The sequence below is a fragment of the Devosia subaequoris genome (assembly GCF_014197055.1).
GTDB lineage: Bacteria > Pseudomonadota > Alphaproteobacteria > Rhizobiales > Devosiaceae > Devosia > Devosia subaequoris.
In genome coordinates this window covers 132,707-157,211 of record NZ_JACIEW010000006.1, presented here as the reverse complement: position 1 = coordinate 157,211, position 24,505 = coordinate 132,707, and the positions used below count along the sequence as shown (strand labels likewise).

The following is a 24,505-nucleotide window of genomic DNA, read 5'->3' as shown; positions in this document are numbered from 1 at the left end:
CAAAATAGGGCGGTGGCCCGGCGGCCAACATCCCGAAATCGGTCGTACGACGGAAGTTGGATGATGCTGAAACATGCAGGCTAGACTGGCGCAATGCGGGCGCGCGCCTTATTTAGTACGTAATTGTCGCCTGCAAAGTCGCTCAAGCCGCCTGTCCGGCAATGGATGGTGCTGCACTCAGAGCCTGCGTCACGAGAAGAAAGGCAGCCTATGCCAAAGATCGCCCTGGTGGACGATGATCGCAATATCCTCACCTCCGTGTCCCTGACCCTGGAAGCGGAGGGGTATCAGGTCGCCACTTATACCGACGGCGCTTCGGGCTTGGAGGGGTTGACCACCGACAAGCCTGACCTTGCCATTCTCGACATCAAGATGCCGCGCATGGATGGCATGGAACTGCTTCGCCGTCTGCGACAGAAATCCGATGTGCCGGTGATCTTTCTCACCTCCAAGGACGAGGAGATCGACGAGCTGTTCGGTCTCAAGATGGGCGCCGACGACTTCATCACCAAGCCCTTCAGCCAGCGTCTGCTGGTCGAACGCGTCAAGGCCATTCTGCGCCGCTCGGCGCCGCGCGATCCTTCTGCAACCGGCGCGAGTGGCGCTGAAGCCTCGCCCAGCAAGGCCCTGATCGAGCGCGGCGCGCTGGTGATGGACGAAGAACGCCATACCTGCACCTGGAAGGGCCAGCGCGTAACCCTGACGGTAACCGAATTCCTGATCCTGCAGGCCCTGGCGCTGCGGCCGGGTGTCGTCAAGTCGCGCAATGCACTGATGGATGCCGCCTATGACGATCAGGTCTATGTCGATGACCGGACCATCGACAGCCACATCAAGCGCCTGCGCAAGAAGTTCAAGGCGACCGATGACGACTTCGAGATGATCGAAACGCTCTATGGCGTCGGTTATCGCTTCAAGGAGCAGTAAGGACCTTCGTGGCCACGCTCGATCCGCATGCTGGCGAAACGGGGTCCGCTCAGGGCTCCGCTTCGGACGAGAGCGCACAGCGTTCCGGCCGGCGGAGATGGCGCGTTCTGCTCTTGCCGCTGTTCAAACTGATGGACGCGGTTCGCCGCTTTGTTGACTTCACCATTTTTTCCAGCCTCACCCGGCGCATCGTCGTGCTCAACATGGCCGGACTTCTGGTGCTGGTGGTGGGCATCCTCTATCTCAACCAGTGGCGCGCGGGCCTGATCGATGCTCGGGTGCAATCGCTCCGGGTGCAGGGCGAAATCATTTCGGCCGCCATTGCCGCCTCGGCCACGGTCGACAGCGACATTATCTCGATTGACCCCGATCGTCTGCTCGATGCGCAGGCGGGCAATATTTCGCCTTTCTCCTACTTCGATCCGACCCTGGAATTTCCGATCAATCCCGAGCGGGTTGCGCCGCTATTGCGCAATCTGATCACCCCCACCCGGACCCGCGCCCGCATCTATGATGGGCAGGGCCTGCTTATTCTCGACAGTGAGAACATCTATGCGCGCGGCGAGATACTGCGGCAGGCCACCGACACCTCCGGTTCCGGCAGCTTCTTCCTCATGGATTGGTGGAATGCGCTGATTTCCTGGTCGCCAGGGGGCAATTATCCGACCTATCAGGAATATCAGGCCGACGAAGGCATCCGCTATCCCGAGGTCGCTTCGGCGCTCAACGGTGCTCCGGCCGATTTCGTGCGGGTCGACGCGCAGAACCAGCTCGTGGTTTCGGTGGCCGTGCCGGTGCAGCGCCTGCGCGCCATTGTCGGGGCCATCCTTCTCTCCACCGAGCCGGGCGATATCGACTCGGTCGTCACCCAGGAACGCAGCAGCATTCTGCGCATTGCCGGCATTGCAGCCGGGGTGCAGATCGTATTGTCGCTGTTGATGGCGGGCACCATCGCCGGCCCGATGCGCCGGCTTTCAGCTGCCGCCGAGCGGGTGCAGACGGCGGGCAATGCCCGCGCCGAGATTCCTGACCTGACCGACCGGCCGGACGAGATCGGGCACCTGTCCGACGCGCTGCGGCGAATGACCGACGCGCTCTATAACCGCATCGAAGCCATCGAGCGTTTTGCCGCTGATGTTGCCCATGAGCTCAAGAACCCACTGACCTCGCTCCGTTCGGCGGTCGAGACCCTGCCCCTGGCCAAAAAGGCGGAAGACCGTGAGCGGCTGACCTATATCATCCAGCATGACGTGCGGCGCCTCGACCGCCTGATCACCGACATTTCCAGTGCCAGTCGTCTCGACGCCGAACTGGCACGGGAAAGCGCGGAACGGGTCGATGTCGAAAAGCTCGCCGAGGCCATGGTGGCGATCCAGAAGGACGTGGCAGCGGGCCGTAATGTCGGTGTGGTGATGGGCAAGCGCGCCGGGCGCGGCACCACCCTGGTCAATGGCCATGAGACCAGGCTCGCGCAGGTCTTCGCCAATCTGGTGGACAATGCGGTGTCCTTTTCGCCGCCCGGCGGCGTCGTGACAGTGGCAATTTCGACCGAGGGCGAGACCATCAGGATCAGCATAACTGATGAGGGGCCGGGCATTACCGGCGATGTCACCCGCATCTTCCAGCGATTCTATACTGACCGGCCCGATACCGAGAGCTTCGGCAATCATTCCGGCCTGGGCCTGTCCATTTCCAAGCAGATCATCGAGGCCCACAAGGGGAGCATTCGCGCCGAAAACCGCACCGATCGCTCCGGCGCGATTTTTACAATTGTGCTGCCGCGGGCCCGCAAATAGACTCTTGGCCATGAACAAGCCAGTCAACGTGCATGGGACCGGTCTCGTCCTGGGGGAATTGGGCGTTTTGCTGCGCGGGCCGTCCGGCGCCGGCAAATCGGTGCTGTCCATGGCACTGCTCGACCGCTGGGAGGGGCGCGGGCAACCCGCTTTTCTGGTCGCCGATGACCGCGTCGACATTGCCGATGAAGGCACCCACCTCGTCATGCTGGCGCCGCCGCGACTGGCGGGTCTGATCGAATTGCGCGGCCGGGGCATTGTTTCGCGCCCGCACCGCGAATGGGCGCAATTGCATCTGGTGATTGATCTGGTGCCCGAACTGACGCGCATGGTCGAGGAGGAGGATCTTCAGACCGAGATGTTCGGCCATACCCTGCCGCGCGCGCCGGTTCCCCATGGTGGCGTGGTTAGTTTGGGCCATCAGATACTGCTGGTGGCCGAGGCGGCCGCACAAGCTGTTCAACAAGCCGCACCGTGACAAATTATCCCTTGCAACCGTTTGGGATGGGGACAAGACTGTGCCCCGTTTGCGGGGTGGCACCAGGCATCCCGGTAAATGGGGGGCTCAAGAGCTGTCGCGGTGACGTTCTGCGGCAGCCGTTTGGGGAATGTGCATGATTGGATTGGTTCTGGTGACCCATGGGGCGCTGGCCGATGAGTTTAAGCTGGCCATGGAGCACGTGGTCGGCCCGCAGGAATATGTGGAGACCATCGCCATTGGCCCTGAAGACAATGCCGAAAGCCGACGCGACGACATCCTGGCCGCACTTGGCCGGGCCGATACCGGCAATGGCGTCATCATCCTCACCGACATGTTCGGCGGCACCCCCTCCAATCTCGCCATTTCGGTGATGCAGAACCACAAGGTGGAAGTGATTGCCGGGGTCAACCTGCCCATGCTGGTCAAGCTCGGTCGCATTCGCGGCGAAATGACCATGGAAGAGGCCGTTGCCATGGCCCAGGAAGCGGGCAAGAAATATATCACCGTCGCCAATACCATCCTGGGTAGCTGAGCTGATGGATGCCGACAGGGCGGTCGCCCAGCAATTGACCATCGTCAATACCAAGGGGCTGCATGCCCGGGCCTCGGCGCGCTTCGTGCGGACTGCGGAATGCTTCGATGCCACTATTGCCGTGGTCAAGGACGGCACCTCGGTCGCCGGCAACTCTATCATGGGCCTGATGATGCTCGGTGCCGGTCCCGGTTCGACCATTCTGGTACAGGCCAGCGGCAAACAGGCCCGCGAAGCCCTTGAGGCCATTGTCGAGCTGGTCAATAACGGCTTTGACGAGGATGTGGACGGGGCCGAGGCGTGAACGAGCGGATCGCGCTTGTTGACGCTGATCCCGAATGGAGCTCCCATTTCCTGCGTGAACGCGAGCGGATCCTAGCCTGCTTCCAGCAAGCCCCAGAGCTCATCGAGCACATGGGGTCGACTGCTGTGCCTGGGCTGGCCGCCAAACCGATCATCGACATCATTGCGCTGGTCAACAATCTGGACGCCGGTCAGATGGCCGTCCCGGCACTTGTGGGCGCTGGTTATGTGCATCGCGATGATTTTCCCATGCCAGACCGTATCTTTCTGATGAAACTTGATCCGGTCTCTGGCGCGCGCACCCATCAACTGCACATACACGCGAACGAGGTCGAGGTGGCCCGACATCTGTTGTTCCGCGACAGACTGCGCCGCGACCCGGAATGCCGTGCGGCGTACTCCGCGCTGAAGCAAGATCTGGCGGTCAGATTTGCCGAGGACCGGCAGGCCTATTCCCAGCACAAAACTGCGTTTATTGATGCTGTGGTTGCCCAAGACGGCGGACCGGCACGAGCGCAGAGCTGGAACCCCTGACTTTTCCCTGCCGCTTGTTTAGGTAGAATAACCGTACACACCTGGTGGAGGCCGGTTTGTTGCGACGATTGATCGCCGGTATTGGCGGCCTGGCGCTGGCCACCACGCTCAGCCAGTTCCCCGAATTTGCCCAGCAATACACCCAGCGGCTCGGCGGCGCAGTGGATGAGCTTCGGGTCATCACCGAGGAATTTGATCGCGCTGCGGAGGCCGGCGGGTTGGATCGGCAGGCGGCGCTGGCGCGCTACAACGCCTCCAATGACGACTTCCTGGCCGGCCGGGGCAATTCGATGACGGCCACCTTCGAGCGCTACGACATGCTGTCCGGCACGCTGACCCGCATCGAGGGCGCGGGGCCGGTCGAGCGGTTGCAATCCCTGCCGGCCTATCTCGACACCGATATCGGCCGCCGCACGCTGGAAAACTTCAAGCCCGCCATCCCCGTCACCATGGAAGGCGTGCTTTATGCCGGCGGTGGTTTCATCCTGGGCTATCTCGTCCTGTCAGGGCTGGCGCGTCTCGTCGCGATGCCCTTCCGGCGCAGACGGGGGCGGATCAGGGTGACGCGGTGATTGAGATATAAACAAATCTTTATGTCCGTCATTGATCGGTAACACCCCCTCCCGTATAGGAGGGGCAAGACATTGATCCATTCTGGAGCCGACCCATGAGCAAGAGCCCGACCGACTACGCGGTCCGAGACATTTCCCTGGCCGATTACGGCCGCAAGGAAATCTCAATCGCCGAGATCGAAATGCCGGGCCTGATGGCCATTCGCGAGGAATATGCCGCAGCCCAGCCCCTGAAGGGTGCGCGCATTGCCGGCTCACTGCACATGACGATCCAGACCGCGGTACTGATCGAAACGCTGGTGGCGCTGGGCGCTGATGTGCGCTGGGTCTCGTGCAACATTTTCTCGACCCAGGATCACGCTGCTGCGGCGATTGCCGCCGCCGGCATTCCGGTTTTTGCCCATAAAGGCGAGAGCCTGGAAGAATATTGGGCCTTTACCGACCGCATGATGGAATGGGGCGATGGCGGCACGCCCAACCTCATTCTCGACGATGGCGGCGACGCCACCATGCTGGTTCTGACCGGCGCCAAGGCCGAGGCCGATCCGTCCATTCTCGACAAGCCGGGCAATGAGGAAGAGGAAATTTTCTTCGCCACCATCAGGAAGCGCCTGGCCACGCACCCCAATTTCTATTCCACCATCCGCGACAATATCCAGGGCGTCTCGGAAGAGACCACCACGGGCGTGATGCGGCTCTACCAGCTCCATGCCAAGGGCGAACTGCCGTTCCCGGCCATCAACGTCAACGACTCGGTGACCAAGTCGAAATTCGACAACAAGTACGGCACTCGTGAATCGCTAGTCGACGCCATCCGTCGTGGCACTGACGTGATGCTGGCCGGCAAGGTCGCCATCGTGTGCGGCTATGGCGATGTGGGCAAGGGCTCGGCCGAGAGCCTTCGCGGCGCCGGCGCCCGCGTGCTGGTCACCGAAGTCGACCCGATCTGTGCCCTGCAGGCCGCCATGGAAGGCTTCGAGGTTGTAACGCTCGCAGAAGCCGCCCCGCGCGCCGACATCGTCGTCACCGCAACCGGCAATCGCGACGTGCTGATGGTCGATGACATGCGCAAGCTCAAGGATATGGCCATTGTCTGTAATATAGGCCATTTCGACAATGAGATCGACGTGCTGGGTCTGCGCAACTTCAAGTGGACCAATGTGAAGCCGCAGGTCGACATGATCGAGCAGCCCAATGGCAACCGCCTGATCCTGTTGTCCGAGGGACGCCTGGTGAATTTGGGCAATGCCACCGGTCACCCCAGCTTTGTCATGTCCGCGTCCTTCTCGAACCAGACCCTGGCCCAGATCGAACTCTGGACCAATGGCAGCAAGATCGAGAAGAAGGTGCACGTGCTGCCCAAGCATCTCGACGAAAAGGTCGCCGAATTGCATCTGGCCAAGCTCGGCGCCAAGCTCACCAAGCTGACCAAGACCCAGGCCGACTATATCGGCGTGCCGGTCGAGGGTCCGTTCAAGTCGGGCGAGTATCGCTACTAGGCCTTCAAAGCCACGGGGCCGATTGCGTCGAGTGGGGCGATTGGTCGGTGCAAAAGGCGGCCGAACATTAACCATTGATCGAAAAAAGCCCGGGCATTGTCCCGGGTTTTTACTTTTCTGAAAGGTTTCTGTTTCGTTCACGGGTCAAGCCCTTTCCTTGCGCTTTGCCCGCAACGCACAGCCATCAAGACTCTTTTGCGCGATTCCACGGCCCGGTATGGTTTTAGTGATTCGGGTTGTGGGGGGACACGCAAGCCGATTTTTGGGGGCAGCTTGAGCCAGTTTTGGCTCTGAGTCAGCGGCCTGTTTGAAGTTGAGGCGTACCGGTCGTTCTGGCCGGGTTGGCATCGCAATCAAAGCGAAAGAGGGCTGGTATGACGCCGGATCATTTCCGGAAACAATTGGGATTCGCAGGCCTGTGCGCCGCGCCCCTCACTCTGGTCACGGCTGTTCCCGCCCTGGCACAGGGTCTTGTTCCGGCAAGTCTGGGCGGTATCGCCCCCTTTGCAGTTGCCATTGGCGCGGGCGGGTTTGCTCTGTTGTCCATGGTCCTGGTCCGCACCCTTTTGACCGACAGCCGCGCGGCACGCCGCCGCGCCGCAGAACAGATTGCCGATCTGCGCGCTCTGGTCGATGAATATGAGAACCTGATCGCCGGCACCCGCGAACTGACTGTGCTCTGGCAGGGCCACGAAGCGCCGCGCATTTTGGGTCAAACCGGCGCCGTGCTGCCATCGGGACGGCAGCCGCAAAGCGTGCTCAATTTTCACACCTGGCTGGGTCCGGCCGAAACCAATCGATTGACCAGCCTGGTGGAAGATTTGCGCCTGCATGGCCACGCCTTTGTCACCAGCCTCGATACCCGCGATGGTCGCCTGGTTCGCGCCAATGGCTGGGTGATGGGCGGGGCCGTGGCATTGCGGCTGCGTCCGGCCTTCAGCCAATCCGACGAGCACGCCGCCTCAAGCGCCGAAGCGCAGGGCGGGGACAGAGAAGGTGCCCGCGCCATTCTCGCCTTGCTCTCCAAGCCGGCTTTTCTGCGCGACGAGGCCGATCGCCTGATCTATGCCAACCCCGCCTATCTCAAGCTCGCCGCTGATCTGGGGCGCGCCACCGGTGATGCAAACCCGCCCGAATTGCTCGACGCCACCCAATTGGCGCTGCATCTCAAAACCTGCCATGCCGATGCCGCGCCGGTGAACCTGCCGCTCGATTTCGGCAGGCATGGCCAGTTCGAACTGGTGGATTTCCCAGTGCCTGGTGGCCGGGCCGGCTATTTGCGGCCCAATGAAAAGGTCGGTGCGTTGCCCGCACCAGGCGAGCAGGACGCGACCCATATTGGTGGCATCATCGATGCGCTGGGCACCCCGATCGCCATTTTCAATGCCAGGCGGGAGCTGACCCAGTTCAATGCCGCCTATGCCAATCTGTGGAACCTGGATCGCAAATTCCTGACGCTTGGTCTGGACGAGCGCGCCATTCTCGACAAGTTGCGCACTGAGGGGATGCTGCCCAGCCAGGTCGACTATCACACCTGGCGCGCCAAGCATTTGGAAAGCTACGCCCGCAAGGAGCCGCACGAGGCCGAGCCCTGGCACCTGCCCGATGGCCGCACCATCAAGGTGATTTCGGCGCCTGCGGCCCCGGATGGCGGCGTCATTTATGTATTCGAGGATCTGACCGAGCGGCTGGAGCTGGAAAGCACTAACAAGGCCTTCACCAATGTGCTGCGCGAAACCATCATGGCACTCAACGAGGCCGTGGCGGTGTTCGGCACCAATGGCCGGCTGACCCTGTCCAATCCGCAGCTTTCCAAGCTCTGGAAGCTGCCGATGAACGAGTTGGGCAACAATCCCCATATCGACCGGCTGGCCGAGGCCAGTGGCCGGGCGATCCCCGAGGACGGCGCCGCGATCTGGCGCGATCTCAAGCGCACCATCATCGATCTCAACCCCACCCGCACTGATCGGCAGGGGCGGATCACGCGCTCCGATGGCCGCCTGATCGACTACGCTATTACCCGCCTGCCCAATGGGCAGACCATGATGACCTTCCTCGATGTCACCGAAAGCGCGGGCTATTCCAAGGTGCTCAAGGAGCGCAATGACGCGCTGGTGGCGGCCGACCGGCTCAAGGACGCCTTTGTCGAGAACGTTTCCTATGAACTGCGCTCGCCCCTGACCAACATCATCGGCTTTGCCGATTTGCTGGCCGACACCGAGGGCGGAACCCTCAATGAGCGCCAGCGCGAATATATCGACTATATCCGCGCCTCATCGGTCACGCTGGGCGTGCTGATCGACAACATCCTCGACCTCGCCTCGGTGGATGCCGGCATTGCCGAGCTCAACCCCGAACCGCTCGATGTGACCGCCCTGGTCCACAAGGCCCGCGCCGGCATGAGCGCCAGCTTTCCCGAAGTCTCCGGCGAAGCGGCCCATCTGGTGGTCGATATCGCGCCGGACCTGCCGCTGTTCATCGCCGATGGCACGCGGCTGGTGCAGGTGCTCTATAATCTGCTCTCCAACGCGGCGCGCTTCTCGCCGCCGGGCGGGGAGATCCGACTGGCCGTCAGTCATCGCGGCGATCGCATGCTGTTCGTCATCGAGGACGAAGGCCCCGGCCTCACCGACGAGATGAAATCGGCCATCCTGACCCGGCTCGACAATCCGGCCTCAGGCGGCCGGCAACGTGGCGCGGGACTGGGTCTTTCCATCGTGCGCACCTTCGTCAACCTGCATGGCGGCACCATCTCGGCCGAGCGGCGCGAGCCCAAGGGCAGCCGCATCATCGTCAACCTGCCGCTGGACAGCGCCCTGGCAGGCGTGGCGGAATAGAGTACAAAAGACCGTAGTCTTGTCTCCCGACGCTTCTGGGGGAGACGCAGGAGGCGATTAGCTTTGCTGTCCCAAACCTTCCTCCCCGATGATGCTGCCACGGCCCGGTTCGGAGCCCAGCTTGCCACGAGCGTGAAGCCCGGGGATATCGTCAGCCTCGAAGGCGATCTGGGAGCCGGCAAGACGGCCATGGCCCGGGCCATGTTGCGGGCGCTGGCTGAGGATCCGGCGCTCGAGGTGCCCTCGCCGACCTTTGCCATCATCCAGCCCTATGACACACCCATTGGGCCGGTGCTGCACGCCGATCTCTACCGGCTGGCCGACGCTTCCGAGGCCGATGAGCTGGGCCTGCTCGACGACCCCAAGGCCATTGTGCTGGTCGAGTGGGCCGAGCGCGCGCCGCAGGTGGCCGAGGCGGTGCGCCTCATCGTGCATCTGGACATTCCGCCCGGCGGCGAGGGTCGCAATGTCCGCCTGACCTGGCGCGATCAGTTCAAATAATTGGCCTGAATACCCTGCTGCGGATCGCGCAGCACACGAATGCGCCGGTGCTCTGTGCCGCCCGGCACGCGGCGCGGGTCGCCGCGGCTGACCCGCTCCAGGCGACGCCGGTCCGGTCCAAAATAATGTGGTGAATCGATATAGAGCACTTCGCGTCCCAACTGGTCGGTGAGCGTCTTGCTGATCTGTTCGATTGTGTCGCTGAGAAATACCACGTCGTCAAAGCCCATTTCGACTTGCGGCACCATCTGATGTCGCGGCCCCTGGGGAATGATGCAGATGATCGGCGCATATTTGCGCAGCGGCTCGTCGGTCGCCCGCAAGCCCCGCAACAGGCGCTGCTTGAGAGGATCGATAACGCCATAGTGGATCAGGAAAAATGGCAGCGCCTTGTCGGGCAAGGCATTGAGCTTGGTGTATTCGAGCACGTGGCCGAATTTCATTCGGTGGGACAGCTCGGCCATGTTGTCGAAACTGCGCCCGTCCGGGGCGAAAATCAACGCAGCGCAGTCGGTAAGAGTAATCGTAGCGGACATAGTCTGCTTCCTTGACGCTTTGCAGATGACAAATACGATGCGCCTGGAAGTATAACGAAATATAACCGGAGCGATTATTCATGTCGATATGGCTATCGCGTCCCTCCGTATGATTGCCCATCCATAGACCCCGCTCAGGCGCCGAGCAGGGCCACGGTCCGCGCATCCTCATGGCCATTGTTGAAGGCACTGAGCGCGGCGCGAAACAGGCGCTGCTCGGGCTGCGCGCGGGCAAACAGGGTCATCGAGGAAATGAACTTCTTGTCGTCGGGCGAGCCGAAAATGGTATTGAGATCGCGCGGCGCCACGCCCTCGGGCGCATGAAGCAACACCGCCTCGGTGCATTCGACCAGCCGCGCGCCCAGGATCGGGTGTTCGGCATAGGCCAGGGCCTCCCCGGCGCCATGAAGCGCGTAAAGCCGGGCCATCTCGCTGCTGCCCAGCCCAACCATCTGGGGGAAGATGAACCACATCCAATGCGTCCGCTTCCGCCCGGCCCGCAATTCATGCAGTGCCTCGGGATAGACCCGGTCCTGCGCGACGAGGAATTTTGCGATCATCGCACCGTGTGTCTCACTCATGGCTTCCTCCTGCCTGCAGTCTGAACATTCTAGTCCCAAAGCCGTCCGGAGCCAAAATCAGGACGTGCCAGCCGCCCTTTTGCGTATGGGGTTCTCCCCGCCGGGTAAAGCCCGCCATTCCATGGGGATGGCGCGGCGCCGTTCGGACATGCCAAGGCGCCGCCCGGCCCTGCGGCGTCGCGGTTGCACGGTAACGAACGGCCAGTGGCCCTTCCGAAACGAGGTAGAACGAGCCACTGGCCGTTCGTCACGGAAACACGGATTTTCCACGGGTCCGGATTCAGGCGGTACCGTTATTGCAGGTCCGGCTGCCGAGCTTCTACCCGCGTAAAGAGGCGCCCCTCTTCCCGGCCTCCCCGCCCGGCCCTGCGTCGGGGCCGCGTGTGTGACGGGGACGGGAAGAGTATGGGGGAGGTTTTTGAGGCGGGGATATCTTTTTGAGGGAGGGCAGTTTTCTGGCCCCTTCCTGCCGTCGGGGTGACAGGCGGTGGGTGTTGAAGGGATGACATCTCATCCAACAATTCTGCGGATACCCCCACCCAACCTCCCCCTGATAGGGGGAGGAGCGCACCGGGCTTGTTGCGGAAACTGAAGAGGGCCCCGGCACGTCTGAAGTCCCTAGACAAAGGCCCTGCGCCCGGCAGGGGACACCGGACCCACGCAGCACCCAATCTACCCCTCCCCCTTCTTCAGGGGGAGGTTGGGTGGGGGTGCTTCTTGCGCACACACGATGCTAGTCTTGGCCAAGGAGACCCCATGGCCGATCCTGTCACATTCGCCCGCAAGCTGCGGCGGGAACAGACCCTGCCGGAACGCCGTTTCTGGGCGCTGATCCTGTCCTGGCGCGATGCGGGCCTGCATTGGCGGCGGCAGGCGCCCATCGGTCCATATGTCGTGGACTTTGTCTGCAGGAGCCGAAAGCTCGTCGTCGAGATCGATGGCGACACGCATTATTCCGATGCCGGAGTGGCGCATGACGCGCAGCGGACGGCCTATCTCGAAGGTCGCGGCCACCGCGTGCTGCGGTTCACCAATGCGGATGTCATGCAGCGGGGCGAGGGGGCGTTTGCTGTGTTGATGGAGGTCTTCGGTGAGCCGGGCAATGAGTCTTAGCGGATACCCCCACCCAGCCTCCCCCTGATAGGGGGAGGAGCGCATCGGGGATGCAGCCGTATCAGTGAAAGCTCCGAAACATCCAAGGCCCTTCAAACTCGACCTCACGCCCGGTCAGGCCGCCAAACGCCCAAAGCACTCAATCTACTCCTCCCCCTATCAGAGGGAGGTTGGGTGGGCGTGCTCTTGCGTAAACACGATGCTAACCTTGGCCTATGGCCCGATCCTGCCGGCTTCGCCCGCCAGCTGCGTCGGGAACAGACCCTGCCCGAGCGCGGCAACCGCGTGCTGCGGTTCACCAAAAGTTTGGGGGCCGAGTAGTTGGTCCCGCCCTGCGAGCATAGCTCTCCGGGCCTAGCCAGCTAAAATCGCTCCACTGGAGCGATTTTGCCGGTGGCACGCTGGCTAGTGCGCCTCATCCCAATTCTTAGCTGCATGTGCATCGACTTGTATAGGCACCGTCAGCCGCACCGCCGGCTCCGCCGCGCCTTCCATCACTCGCTTGATCACCGGGATCGCCTGATCCTCAGTCCCCTCCGGCACTTCGAAGATCAACTCGTCATGCACCTGCAGCAGCATGTCGGCTTCGATGCCGGCTTTTTTCAGTTCCGGCTCCATGCGGATCATGGCGCGGCGGATGATGTCGGCGGCTGAGCCCTGGATGGGGGCGTTGATCGAGGCGCGTTCGACAAAGCTGCGCTCGCTCGGATTGCCCGAATTGGCGTTGGGGAACTGGATCTTGCGGCCGAAAATGGTCATCACATGCCCGTCGGCTTTCACCCGCGCCTTCTGGGCGTCCATATAGTCCTTGATGCCCGGGAAGCGCTCGAAATAGGTTCTTATATACTCCCCGGCAACGCTGCGCTCGATGCCGAGCTGATTGGCCAGGCCAAAGGCGGAGATGCCGTAAATGATGCCGAAATTGATCGCCTTGGCGCGGCGGCGCACATCACTGGGCATGCCCTCCACCGGCACGTTGAACATTTCGCTCGCCGTCATGGCGTGAATGTCCAGCCCCTCCTCGAAAGCGTCCTTGAGCGCCTGGATATCGGCGATATGGGCCAGCACGCGCAATTCGATCTGGCTATAGTCGGCCGAGATCAGCGTCTTGCCCTCGGGCGCGACAAAGGCGGTGCGGATTTTGCGGCCATCCTCGGTGCGCACCGGAATGTTCTGCAAATTCGGATCGTTTGAGCTCAGCCGCCCGGTGAGCACGGAGGCCTGCGAATAGGAGGTGTGCACGCGCCCGGTGCGCGGATTGATGTAATTGGGCAGGGCATCGGTATAGGTGCCCTTGAGCTTGGTGAGCTGGCGCCAGTCGACAATGGTGCGGGCCAGCGGATGGCCCTTGGCGGCCAGCCCCTCGAGCACATCGGCGCCGGTGGCCCAGGCGCCGGTCTTGGTCTTGGTGCCGCCCTCAATGCCCATCTTGTCAAAGAGGATTTCGCCCAGCTGCTTGGGCGAGCCGAGATTGAAACTCTGGCCGGCCAGTTCATGCGCCTCGGCCTCGAAGGCAGCGGCACGCTGGGCGAAATCGCCCGAAAGCCGGGCCAGGATCTGCCGGTCGACGGTGATGCCGCGCGCTTCCATATGAGCCAAAACCGGGGCAAGCGGGCGCTCGATGGTTTCATAGAGTGCGGTGACGTTCTCGGCCGCCAGGCGGGGTTTGAGCACATGCCAGAGGCGCAAGGTGATGTCGGCATCCTCGGCGGCATAACGGGCCGCTTCGGCGATTTCGAGCTGGTCGAAAGTCTTCTGGTTCTTTCCGGTGCCGGCCAGCGCGGCATAGGTGATGGTCTTGTGATCGAGCCAATGCTCGGCCAGCACATCCAACCCATTATAGCGCGGGCCATCCAGCGCATAGGAAATGAGCATGGTGTCATCGATCGGGGCCATGGCGACGCCATAGCGGGTCAGCACTTCGAGGTCATATTTGACGTTCTGGCCGATCTTGAGGATGGACTTGTCCTGCAAGACGCGCTTGAGGGCCTCGAGCACAAAGCCGATCGGCAACTGCCCCTCGACCAGCCCTTCGCCGCCCTCGAACATGTCGCCGCTCTTGCGATGGCCGACCGGAATATAGCAACCCTCGCCGATCTCGGTGGAGAGGCATATACCGACCAGATCCGCCTGTTGCGGATCGAGCCCGGTGGTTTCGGTGTCGATCGCGACATGGCCCTTGGCAAAAACCTTGTCGATGCAGCGCTCCAGCGCATCGGGCGTGGTGACGATCTCATAGGCTTCGTAGTTGACCGGGATGGCCTTGATGCGGGCGTGCTCCGCGGCGGCATGGCGGGCCGGGCCTGAGCCGGGCACCATATTGGCGGCCAGCTTGGCCTTGGCCACCGAAAGCGAGGTGGATTTTTGCGGCGCGCCGGGGACCGGATTGTCCTTGTTGGCGGCGAGCGTCGCATCGGGCTCAAAATCGTCGGGATTGGCCTCGAGCAGAGTGGCCAGGCGCTTGGTGATGGTGGCAAATTCCATCGCCTTCAAAAACGGGAACAGCGCCGAGGGATTGATCGGCTGGCGGGTCAGGCCATCGAGGTCGATCTCAACCGGCACCTTCTGTTCGAGCGTTACCAATTGCTTGGAAACGCGGGCCAGTTCGGCATTGTCGATCAGCTTCTGCCGGCGCGCGGGCTGCTTGATCTCCTCGGCGCGGCTGAGCAGAGTTTCCAGATCGCCATATTCGGTGATGAGCTGGGCGGCGGTTTTCACCCCGATGCCGGGCACGCCCGGCACATTGTCGACGCTGTCGCCGCACAGCGCCTGCACGTCGATCACCTTGTCGGGGGTGACGCCGAACTTGGTAAAGACTTCATCGGGCCCAATCCACCTCAGCGGCGGCTGGCCGGGGCGCGGAATGGTATCGAGCAGGCGGATCGAGCCATCGGGCTCGACCAGTTGCATCAGGTCCTTGTCCGAGGAGGCGATGGTGACCTTGAACCCGGCGTCCCGTGCCATGCAGGCATAGGTGGCCATGATGTCGTCAGCCTCCCAGCCCTCCATTTCGATCGAGGGAATGGAAAAGGCACGGGTGGCCGAGCGGGTGAGCGGAAATTGCGGCACCAGCTCTTCGGGCGCGGGCGGGCGCTGCGCCTTGTATTGGGGATAGATGTCGTCGCGGAAGGTCTTGCCCTTGGCATCGAAGATGACGGCCATATGGGTAGGCGCGTCATCGCCATCCATATCCTGGGTCAGCTTGAACAGCATGTTGCAGAACCCCTGCACGCAGCCCACTGGCAGCCCGTCGGACTTGCGGTTAAGCGGGGGCAGGGCGTGGAAGGCACGGAAAATATAGCCCGAGCCATCGACGAGCAGCAGATGCATGTTAGCGATTCCCTCATTCAGAACAGCGGCGAGTCTATCGCCTCAAGCGCCACGATGGCACCCATTTCTGACCGGTTCTGTCAGCAGGTCTGGCAGGAATAATTACCCTATGGACCAACCTTCGCCACTTTCGTAAACTAGGGGCAATGGAAAGCGGAAAGACAGGCTGGCTGTCTCTCAAGCCGGCCATTGTGAGGCCGAAAGGAAATCTTGTGCAGATTAGCCCGGCCAATGGCCCCGTCACCACTATTCTCGTGGTGGACGATGATGCCATGATCACGCTGAACACCGTTGAACTGGTGCGGGACATGGGTCACACCGCGCTGGAGGCGTTTTCGGGCGCCCAGGCGCTTGCGCTGATGGAAAAGTGCCCCGACATCACCGCCCTGATCACCGATTATGGCATGCCCGGCATGACCGGTATCGAACTGGCCAATGCCGCGCGCAAATTGCACCCCGGCCTGCCGATCTTGCTGACCACGGGCTATGACGAAGTGCCCGACACGGCCGGACACGATTTCGTCCAGCTCAAAAAGCCGTTCCGCGAGGAAGAGCTGACCGGGCGGCTGACCGAATTGCTGGCGCCGGCTGCGGGCTGAAGCCTTAGCGCAGCCCGCTTTTCTCCAACAGACCCAGACGCTTGGCGTCGTAATAATAGCCGCGGGCATAAAACTGCACGGCGCGGTCGTCATTGTGCCCGGCAGTCATGTAGGCGCCGGCGAGATAGCGCACGGCATAGCGCAGATTGGTTTCCGCATCGAGCAGGCCTGCCGCTTCACCGCGATAGCCCATGCCGCGCGCCGTGGCGTGGGAAATCTGCATCAACCCGTAATAGGGCCCATTGCGGGCCGCCGGATTGTAATTGCTCTCGCGCACGATGACCCGCCGCACCAGATGTTCGGGCACATCATATTGGCTGGCGTAGTGCGCAATCAGCCCATCGAGCGCGCCGCGCTCGGACCCGGCATAGCCTAGCAGCATGGTGCCGGGGGCAGAGGGCACGGCGGCGGCCTTGGGTACATGACCGGCCGGGGTGGCGGCAGTGGGGGCAAGCGACGCAATGGCCGTGCTGGCGGACTTGTTGCCGGGCAGCGGCTTGATGCCGGCCATGGAACACCCGGCCAGCACCAGTGCCATGGCCAGAGAACCTGCAATGGGGAGCGGCCGCGCCGTCATAGGCATACCTCTTTGCGCCAGATTTTTCCCTCACCCTGCCCGCTACGCGGCAAACACGGCGCCTTGATGGCGGAAATGCGACCGGTGAACAAGGGTGATCGCCGCAAGGCCCCATGAGCCGGGGCTTACGGCCCCCGGGTTTACATCTGAGCCTGAGGCCCTACACTTGGGGCTCGCCGTCGCGCGTTTTTTGCGGCCCTTTAACGCCGCCTGACCTGCCACTCCGCAGCTTGGCCGAGTGGCCCTTTGCGCGACTGACCCCGAAAGTCCTCTCCCAAGAGTGGAGGGCGAGACAAAATTTCCGAAAGGCCCGTCCCATGACAACTGCCGCACCCGGCGACACCGTACGCATTCACTATTCCGGCCGCTTGACCGATGGCACCCAGTTCGACAGCTCCGAAGGCAAGGCGCCGCTGGAGTTCAAGCTTGGCGAAGGCCAGGTCATCAAAGGGCTCGAGCAGCACGTTGCCGGCATGGAAACAGGCGCCAAGAGCACCGTGACCATCCCCGTCGCCGAAGCCTATGGCCCTCGCCGCGACGACGCCATCCAGCAGCTCGACCGCGAAAAGGTGCCTTCCGGCATCGACCTCGAAGTCGGCACCCAACTCCAGGCACGCACCGCCGATGGCGGCATGCTGCCCATCACCGTGGTCGGCGTGGACGAGCAGAGCGTGACCGTGGACGCCAACCACCCGCTCGCCGGCAAGGATCTGGTGTTCGACGTCGAGCTGGTCGAGGTCGTCAAGGCTGCGTAGCCGGTCTTTCGAAGAAAGACGGAAGGCTCCGGTAGAGCCTTGCGAGGCAAGCAGGCCATGAGAGCTATGCTCGAATGGGTGGCCGCTTTCTCCATTCTCGCCAAACACACAGACTGTCGCCCCGGTTTTCGCCGGGGTGACAGCCAATTATGGTTGCAGCACCGAACCCCGCCCAGCGGGGATTTTTGTTTGGGATACCCCCACCCGGCCTCCCCCTGATAGGGGGAGGGGCACATCGGGTTCTCCGCTGTGTTCGTACCAAGCACGATCAATCCCCGTCTTCAGGGGGATGTTAGGTGTGGGTGCTCTTGCGTACGAAGCCTGAATTCAGGTCGTTCTGACTGATAGCGGATACCCCGCGCCCCACCCCCTGATCGCGCACAGGCTGAACGTCACCGCGGAACAAAATACCGATCCTCACCCTCACCCTCGGCCCGACCCGATCGGGCCGGGCCGCTGGTGGTAAGAGATCGACTTTGGCCACGACCTCCCAGATTGGCGTCGCGAACCCCTACTGTTCGTCGGGCGGGCGAAGGACGCGTTCGAGGTCGGCAGCGACATATGGCTTGGTCAACCAGCCAACCTCATCGCCCAAGCTTCCCAGGTCCTCCTGCTGTCCTTTGGCGTAGCCAGAAGCAATGATGATCCTGATTGAGGGCCATTGCGCGCGGACTTGCGACGCCAGGGATATCCCCGAGACGCCAGGCAGCCCGACATCGGTAATAAGGACGTCGATGGCGTGTTTCTCCAACAGTTCCAACGCCTGCTGGGCCGTGGTCGCCTCGTAGGTTGTGTGACCAAGCTCCTCCAGGATGTCGGTGGTGGACATGCGCACCAGCATCTCGTCCTCGACCAGAAGGATCTTCAGCGCCGTGATATCTTTCTGTTTACTGGCCGTTTGCTCAGGCTGGATCTCGCCCTTGCTCCCGCGTGCATCGAGACATTTTCTCAATCTGAAAGCCAGGTCATCGCGCGTATAGGGCTTGCTCAGTAGCTCGACCCCTTCATCCAGCCGGCCCCCATGAACGATTGAGTTTTCCGTGTAGCCAGACGTGAAAAGCACGGCCAAACCAGGCAGCCTTTCCTGCGCGCGCCGGGCAAGGTCGCGGCTTTGCACCGGCCCGGGCATCACCACGTCGGTAAACAGCAGATCAATCGGCACGCCGCTTTCGACAATGGCCAGGCCGCCCGCACCATCCTTGGCGCGCAGTACGCGATAACCCAGTTCGGACAACAGCTCGACCACCGTGGTGCGGACGTCGTCATCGTCCTCGACCACGAGGATGGTCTCGGTGCCGCCGCGGACCGGCCCGGTATCATGTACTGACTGGGCCGATTCTTCCTGCCGGGTGCGGGGGAGGTAGATGCGGAAGGTCGTTCCTTCGCCCACCTCACTATAGACCTTGATGTGGCCCTTGGACTGCTTGGTCAGGCCATAAACCATGCTCAGGCCAAGTCCGGTGCCCTCGCCAACAGGTTTGGTGGTGAAGAACGGTTCGAAAATCTTGTCGAGCGCGTCGGCAGGAATGCCGCTTCCGGTGTCGGTCACCGCAAGCATCACATATTGGCCCGGTTCCACATCCGGATGTTGGCGCGCATAGCGATGGTCGAGCGACGCATTGCCGGTTTCAATCGTCAGCTTCCCCTGGCCGTCCATGGCATCACGCGCATTGATGGCCAGGTTCAGTATTGCATTTTCCAGTTGGGTGCTGTCGACAAAGGTGTTCCACAGCCCGCCCGATACGACGGTTTCGATCTCGATGCCTTCGCCCAGCGCGCGCCGGAGCAGGTCGTCCATCCCGCGTATCAGCCGGCCCATATTGACGACGCTTGGCGCCAGAGGCTGTTTGCGGCCGAATGCCAGCAATTGGGACGCCAGCCGCCCGCCTCGCGCGACGCCGGCAATCGCATTCTGCACGCGCTGTTCGGCCCGGATATTGCCCGCAACATCGCGCGAGAGCAGTTGCAGATTGCCCCCGATGACCTGCAGCAGATTGTTGAAGTCATGCGCGATGCCGCCGGTCAGCTTGCCGATAGACTCCAGCTTTTGCGCCTGATGGAGCTGTTGCTCGATCAATTCGCGCTCCGACACCACTTCCTCGACGCGCTGTTGAAGCGCCGTGTTGAAGTCCGCCATCGCAGCCCGAGCCTCGAGATTGGCCGCAATGTTGCGAACCTCAATCACCGTCCCTATGGGCCTTCCATGCTCGTTGTGGATCGGGCTTGCGGTAAACGCCACGGGATAGAAGCTGCCATCCTTGTGGACAAAGGTCTCCTCGCCATGAACCTGGAAATCCTCCGGGAACGCGCGATCGATCGCGCATTCATGCAAGGGGAATGGCCGGCCGTCGGGATAGGTGTGATGGATCACGTCGTGCAGCGGGCGCCCGCGCGTTTCCTCAAACCTATAGCCCGTCAGCTCCTCGGCCGCCGCGTTCATGTAGACGCACTCCTGGCGGTCATCCATGAGAAAGACCGCCATAGTGGTGTTATTCAGCACCGTATCGAGGCGTTGCGAGGCCTGTTTGAGATCGCGCAATGCGGCGTCGCGCTCGGTGGTGTCGTCAATGGCGGCAAAAAACACCGGATGGTCATCATCCTGGAGCAATTGCAGGGCCACATAAACATTGTAGTCCGTGCCATCCTTGCGGCGATGAATAGTCTCGAAGTGCTGCACGGACTTCTCGCCGGTTCGCAGCGGATCGATAATGGCAGCAAAGTCCTCCGCACTGAGCAGGGGTTTGATGTCCAGGGGCGTGAGCTCTCTCAGCTCGTCCATTGAATAGCCGAGATTGTCTCTGCCACCCCGATTGACCAGAATGAATTTGAGCGAAGTTGCATCGAACAGGTAGGTTTCACTGGCAGCGTCCTCAACCAGACGCCCCAATCGTTCGTTGCTCGATGTTGCGATGATCCGCTGCAGTTCGGCAGCGGCGCGGCCTGCGAACAGCTCGAGTGTTTCCTTGGGCTGGAGCGAAAGATCGATGGGCCCGTCGTTCATTATGGCCAGGATCCCCAGCGAAACCGCCCCGGGCCCGCGCAAGGGCGCACCAAGATAGCTGCTCGCCCCCATCTCGCGCAGCAGCTCGTCATGGGGAAACAGTTCCGCGACCCGATCCGGATAGAAACACAGTCCGTCGTCGAGAACGTTGTCACAGGGCGAGCCGGCCAGGTCGTACTCGATAGGCTCCATCTTCTGCCCATCGCTCCAACCCGAAACCACGCGGGCGCGCTTGGTGTTGGTGGGGTCGATATCTGACAGGATCACCCAGCGTACATTCAGGGCATGCGCCAAGGCTTCGACGACGGCATCAAGAAACTCGCGCCCGACAAGCCGCGAGCATTCGATCAGCCTTTCCCAGGCGGCGTCCCGAAGCTTGCGCTGCGTAATGTCGCGCGCAATCTTGGACGCCCCGATTACCCGCCCGCTCTCGTCCTTGATCGGCGAGACGGTCAGCGAGATGTCCAGGGCCGTGCCGTCCTTGCGAATGCGGCGCGTTTCAAAATGACTGACAATCTCTCCGCGACTGATCCTGCCGAGGATTTCGTCCTCTTCGGAATGGCGGGCTGGCTCGATGATGCGCGTGATGGATTGACCGAGCATCTCCTCGCGTTCGTAGCCGAACAGCTTGAGCGCCCCCATGTTCCAACTGGTCACGATCCCGTCGAGCGACAGGCTTATGATGGCGTCTTCACAATGCTCGACGATGGACGCAAATCGGGTGTCCTCTACCACGGTGGCGGCGCTTGCAATCTTGGTCATTCAGGTACTCGCTATCTCACGCAGCATGCCGACGCTATGGGGGTCCACGGCGCAGATAGCTCTGCACGCGCCTCTTATCATCTACGCAGCGCCAGTGAAGTAAATCTTGGCGTGAAGAGCAAGCAAAGCTGCGGAAAAGCGCGAGGGCGCTGCGCATGCCAGGCCGGCGACTAGCCCTGCCCCGGCACCACAAAGCCATTGCGCAATTTTGTCGCCCGGTCCCGGCTGATGCAGCCCTCAGCGTGGTCATTGACCAGGCCCATGGCCTGCATGAAGGCGAAAACCGTTGTGGGGCCGACAAACTTCCAGCCGCGCTTTTTGAGTGCCTTGGAGAGAGCGATCGATTCTGGCGAAGTGGTCTGGCTTTGCGGCGGGGCGAGGGTCTGGGCCTCGTAGCGCCAGACAAAGGCGGCGATGGAGCCCGCTTCAGCAATCAGCTCCTGCGCGCGGGCGGCATTGTTGATGACCGCCTCGATCTTGCCTCTGTGGCGCACAATCCCCTTGTCGGCCAGCAGCCGATCGATATCCGTCTCGCTGAACCGGGCAACCTTCTCGATATCGAAACCGGCAAAGCCGGCGCGGAAGGCCTCGCGCTTATTCAGAATGGTGCGCCAGCTCAGCCCGGACTGGAATCCCTCAAGGCTGAGTTTTTCGAACAGGCGCGTGTCATCGCTGACCGGAAAGCCCCATTCATTGTCGTGATAGGGCACGAATTCCGGCGCCCCGCTACACCAGCGGCAGCGCGGCAATCCGTCTTCGGCGTGAAAAAGGCTCATCATGTCTCCAGACGATCGGGTCGAGCGGGCAGTCGAACGGGTGCGTCTGTCATGTTCTGTCAGCAGACCCCCGTATGCGCCAGTCGATTTCGCTCAGAATCTGGAGTCGCGGCGCAGCACCGCCGAGAAGAATTCGGCATAGCTGCCGTGTCGGGTGCGGGCGATCAGGTCGGACAGATCTGCGATCGGGTCTGCCGACCAGTCGACACGCAGATCGACCTCGGGGTAGACCTGGTCGCGCACCACTTTGAGCGCCGCGGAGGTGATGGTGCGCCGGTCGCCGCCGGCCCGATTGCCGGCCTGGAGCGCGGCAAACAGGCGTTCGGTCAGATCGCCCGGCCCCTTGATGGCTTGGAGCATCGCGTCCAATACGGCGCGGCCCGCAATGATGTTTCCGGCTACAGCGACATTCTCGCCTACCGCATGGCCGGCATAATCTTCGCAGCGCACACCGGTCCAAGCGCCAATGCGGCCTTGCGCATCGATGACGATGGCCTGCCGGCGATCACTTTCCGGGTCCTGGGCCAGCGCCCCCTGCAAGGCTTGCTCGGCGTCAGTCGCGGGAATGGCGGCGAGCGTGTCGACGGCCAGATAGGGATTGGTCATCGCCTGCGTCGCCATGGCGGCCTGGCCCGCACGCACATGGGGCACCAGCGCGCCCACGGCCGGCCCGGCAGTGGCCGTGGCAACACCCAGCTCACCGGTTTGTGAATCTCGCGCAACGATTGAAAAGGTCATGCTGGCAAAATCCTCCTCTCCATATTTATCAGCATAAATTGACGGCGGGCGTTATTTATGATGATAAATTGTACATGCCTTGTCTCACGGTGAGGGCCGGGAGGCAATGGTTGAGGGAACGCAAGGAGGTTTCAATGACATCCAAATGGTACGGACTGGCGCCACTGCTCGCCGCCACCGCATTGGCGCTGGTAACCCCAGCCGCCGCGCAGACGCCACCCAATGTCCTGATCGTTGGCCAGATTGCCGAGCCGCAATCGCTCGATCCGCAGGTTTCCACTGCGGTCAACGATTTTCGCATTCTGGTGAATATCTATGACGGGCTGGTCCGCTATGGCGATGGTACGTTGGAGGTCGAACCGGCCCTGGCCACGGACTGGACGATTTCCGACGATGGGCTGAGCTACACCTTCAATCTGCGTGAAGGTGTCACGTTCCACGACGGCACACCGTTCAACGCCGAAGCGGTGAAGTTCAACTTCGACCGCATGCTGGATGAAGACCATCCCTATTATGATACGGGGCCGTTCCCGCTATCGTTCAACTTTTCGGCCGTCGAGAGCGTCAACGTGATCGACGAGCACACCGTCGAGTTTGTGCTGGCTGAGCCGTTCGCGCCGTTTCTGTCCAACCTCGCCTACCCTACGGGGCTCATCGTTTCGCCACAGGGTGTGATGGACAATGTGGACGAATACGGGCGCAATCCTTCGGGGACCGGTCCATACCGGTTTGTCGAATGGCAGTCGAACACCCGTGTCGTGGTCGAGGCCAATCCTGACTATTGGGACGGCGCGCCGGCGCTTGAAGCCGTGGTCTTCCGGCCAATCACCGATGCCAACACGCGAGTTGCCGAAATGCTCTCGGGGGGCATCGACGTCATGGTCGAAGTCCCGCCCGACAATGTCGGCCAGTTCGAGGCGGATGCCGCGTTTCAGGTCTATGAGCAGGCAGGACCGCATGTCTGGTATGTGATGCTCAACGCCCAGCACGGACCATTTGCCGACAAGCTGGTTCGCCAGGCCGCGAACTATGCCGTCAACAAGGACGCTCTGGTCAACGACGTTCTCCAGGGCACGGCCACGGTCTCCGACAGCCCGATCGCTCCGGCGTTCAACTGGGCCTATAACGAAGACCTCGAGCCCTATCCATACGACCCTGACATGGCCGAGCAATTGTTGAGCGAAGCCGGGGTCGAAAACCCCCAAGTCACCTTCTATGTCACCGAAGGCGGTTCGGGCATGCTCGATCCGATCACCATGGGTACCGCTATTCAGGCCGATCTCGAGGCCGTGGGGTTCGACGTGACGATCGAAACCTATGAATGGAACACGTTCCTGGGGATCGTGAATCCGGGTCTCGGCGAGGATGTCGACATGGCGGAAATGGCCTGGATGACCAACGATCCGGACGTTCTGCCCTTCCTGACCCTGCGCACAGGGGCCTGGCCCGAAGAAGGCGGGTTCAACTCTTCGTACTATTCCAACGAAGAGGTGGATGAATTGCTCGAAGCGGCGCGGGTGGAAACCGACATCGAAGCGCGCGGCGACCTCTACAAGCAGATGCAGGAAATCGTCTATGAAGACGCGCCCTGGATCTTTGTCGCCAACTGGCAGCAGAACGCGGTCACCACCGAGGCCGTGCAGGGCTTCTCGTTGCAGCCGAGCTTCCTGCTGCAGCTGGGCGACGTCTCCAAGCCTTAGATCCGTGCCGGATGGGGCATCCCTCATCCGGCCCGTCGGCCAACTTGTCCCCGAG

General features: G+C 62.0%; 20 protein-coding genes and 1 pseudogene. 14 read left to right on the top strand and 7 right to left on the bottom strand.

What is annotated here, in order from left to right:
• Window positions 1-210: 210 nt before the first annotated feature.
• From GGR20_RS13130 to tsaE, 10 genes are all read left to right on the top strand, one after another.
• The gene (locus GGR20_RS13130; protein WP_104892342.1) at window positions 211-927 is read left to right on the top strand and encodes a response regulator transcription factor; all 717 of its coding nucleotides are present in this window, start codon (window positions 211-213) and stop codon (window positions 925-927) included.
• 8 nt (window positions 928-935) lie between these two features.
• A complete protein-coding gene (locus GGR20_RS13125) occupies window positions 936-2,723 on the top strand; it encodes a stimulus-sensing domain-containing protein (RefSeq protein WP_183311812.1) in 1,788 nt (595 codons plus the stop codon).
• 10 nt (window positions 2,724-2,733) lie between these two features.
• Window positions 2,734-3,201: an HPr kinase/phosphorylase gene (locus GGR20_RS13120; RefSeq protein WP_183311811.1), complete on the top strand. Its 468-nt coding sequence runs from the start codon at window positions 2,734-2,736 to the stop codon at window positions 3,199-3,201.
• Between the two features lie 136 nt (window positions 3,202-3,337).
• Window positions 3,338-3,736 (top strand): PTS sugar transporter subunit IIA, encoded by a 399-nt coding sequence (locus GGR20_RS13115; RefSeq protein ID WP_183311810.1) that lies wholly within the window; start codon window positions 3,338-3,340, stop codon window positions 3,734-3,736.
• A 4-nt stretch (window positions 3,737-3,740) separates the two neighbouring features.
• A complete protein-coding gene (locus GGR20_RS13110; protein WP_183311809.1) occupies window positions 3,741-4,040 on the top strand; it encodes an HPr family phosphocarrier protein in 300 nt (99 codons plus the stop codon).
• On the top strand, window positions 4,037-4,573 hold the full coding sequence (locus GGR20_RS13105) for a GrpB family protein (protein WP_183311808.1): 537 nt from the start codon (window positions 4,037-4,039) through the stop codon (window positions 4,571-4,573). Before GGR20_RS13110 ends, GGR20_RS13105 begins: the two co-directional genes overlap by 4 nt.
• Window positions 4,574-4,632: 59 nt before the next feature.
• Complete coding sequence (locus GGR20_RS13100; protein WP_183311807.1) at window positions 4,633-5,145, top strand: DUF2937 family protein; 513 nt, start codon at window positions 4,633-4,635, stop codon at window positions 5,143-5,145.
• Between the two features lie 95 nt (window positions 5,146-5,240).
• Window positions 5,241-6,644, top strand: coding sequence for an adenosylhomocysteinase (ahcY, locus tag GGR20_RS13095; RefSeq protein ID WP_183311806.1), 1,404 nt, complete (start codon window positions 5,241-5,243; stop codon window positions 6,642-6,644).
• 374 nt (window positions 6,645-7,018) lie between these two features.
• Window positions 7,019-9,481 (top strand): sensor histidine kinase, encoded by a 2,463-nt coding sequence (locus GGR20_RS13090; protein WP_183311805.1) that lies wholly within the window; start codon window positions 7,019-7,021, stop codon window positions 9,479-9,481.
• A 63-nt stretch (window positions 9,482-9,544) separates the two neighbouring features.
• A complete protein-coding gene (gene tsaE / locus GGR20_RS13085; protein WP_183311804.1) occupies window positions 9,545-9,982 on the top strand; it encodes a tRNA (adenosine(37)-N6)-threonylcarbamoyltransferase complex ATPase subunit type 1 TsaE in 438 nt (145 codons plus the stop codon).
• On the opposite strand, the gene GGR20_RS13080 is transcribed toward tsaE, so the two are convergent.
• Window positions 9,970-10,518, bottom strand: a complete 549-nt coding sequence (locus GGR20_RS13080) for a hypothetical protein (RefSeq protein WP_183311803.1) — start codon at window positions 10,516-10,518, stop codon at window positions 9,970-9,972. The two genes, tsaE and GGR20_RS13080, sit on opposite strands and share 13 nt — an antisense overlap.
• A 134-nt stretch (window positions 10,519-10,652) precedes the next feature.
• Window positions 10,653-11,099, bottom strand: coding sequence for a DUF1810 domain-containing protein (locus GGR20_RS13075; protein ID WP_183311802.1), 447 nt, complete (start codon window positions 11,097-11,099; stop codon window positions 10,653-10,655).
• Window positions 11,100-11,855: 756 nt separating this feature from the next.
• Here GGR20_RS13075 and GGR20_RS13070 point away from each other — a divergent pair.
• Entirely contained in the window at window positions 11,856-12,212 is a 357-nt protein-coding gene (locus tag GGR20_RS13070) for an endonuclease domain-containing protein (protein ID WP_183311801.1), read from the top strand.
• 405 nt (window positions 12,213-12,617) lie between these two features.
• Here the strand turns inward: GGR20_RS13070 and polA are convergent, their stop codons facing one another.
• Window positions 12,618-15,542 carry a DNA polymerase I gene (gene polA, locus GGR20_RS13065; protein ID WP_183311800.1) on the bottom strand — a complete coding sequence of 975 codons (2,925 nt, stop codon included), beginning with the start codon at window positions 15,540-15,542 and terminating at the stop codon, window positions 12,618-12,620.
• A 212-nt stretch (window positions 15,543-15,754) separates the two neighbouring features.
• On the opposite strand from polA, the gene GGR20_RS13060 reads away from it, so the two are divergent.
• Complete coding sequence (locus GGR20_RS13060) at window positions 15,755-16,141, top strand: response regulator (protein ID WP_183311799.1); 387 nt, start codon at window positions 15,755-15,757, stop codon at window positions 16,139-16,141.
• Between the two features lie 4 nt (window positions 16,142-16,145).
• Here GGR20_RS13060 and GGR20_RS18735 read toward each other — a convergent pair.
• Window positions 16,146-16,487: pseudogene (locus tag GGR20_RS18735) on the bottom strand (transglycosylase SLT domain-containing protein); the annotation flags it as partial.
• A 548-nt stretch (window positions 16,488-17,035) separates the two neighbouring features.
• Here GGR20_RS18735 and GGR20_RS13050 point away from each other — a divergent pair.
• Entirely contained in the window at window positions 17,036-17,473 is a 438-nt protein-coding gene (locus GGR20_RS13050; RefSeq protein WP_183311797.1) for an FKBP-type peptidyl-prolyl cis-trans isomerase, read from the top strand.
• 511 nt (window positions 17,474-17,984) lie between these two features.
• Here GGR20_RS13050 and GGR20_RS13045 read toward each other — a convergent pair.
• The 3 genes from GGR20_RS13045 to GGR20_RS13035 form a co-directional block, all read right to left on the bottom strand.
• Entirely contained in the window at window positions 17,985-21,236 is a 3,252-nt protein-coding gene (locus GGR20_RS13045) for a PAS domain S-box protein (RefSeq protein ID WP_183311796.1), read from the bottom strand.
• A gap of 170 nt (window positions 21,237-21,406) precedes the next feature.
• Window positions 21,407-22,015 carry a DNA-3-methyladenine glycosylase I gene (locus tag GGR20_RS13040; protein ID WP_183311795.1) on the bottom strand — a complete coding sequence of 203 codons (609 nt, stop codon included), beginning with the start codon at window positions 22,013-22,015 and terminating at the stop codon, window positions 21,407-21,409.
• Between the two features lie 90 nt (window positions 22,016-22,105).
• Window positions 22,106-22,750, bottom strand: a complete 645-nt coding sequence (locus GGR20_RS13035; RefSeq protein ID WP_183311794.1) for a DUF1028 domain-containing protein — start codon at window positions 22,748-22,750, stop codon at window positions 22,106-22,108.
• 134 nt (window positions 22,751-22,884) lie between these two features.
• On the opposite strand from GGR20_RS13035, the gene GGR20_RS13030 reads away from it, so the two are divergent.
• Window positions 22,885-24,450: an ABC transporter substrate-binding protein gene (locus GGR20_RS13030; protein WP_183311793.1), complete on the top strand. Its 1,566-nt coding sequence runs from the start codon at window positions 22,885-22,887 to the stop codon at window positions 24,448-24,450.
• The last annotated feature ends 55 nt before the right edge of the window (window positions 24,451-24,505 follow it).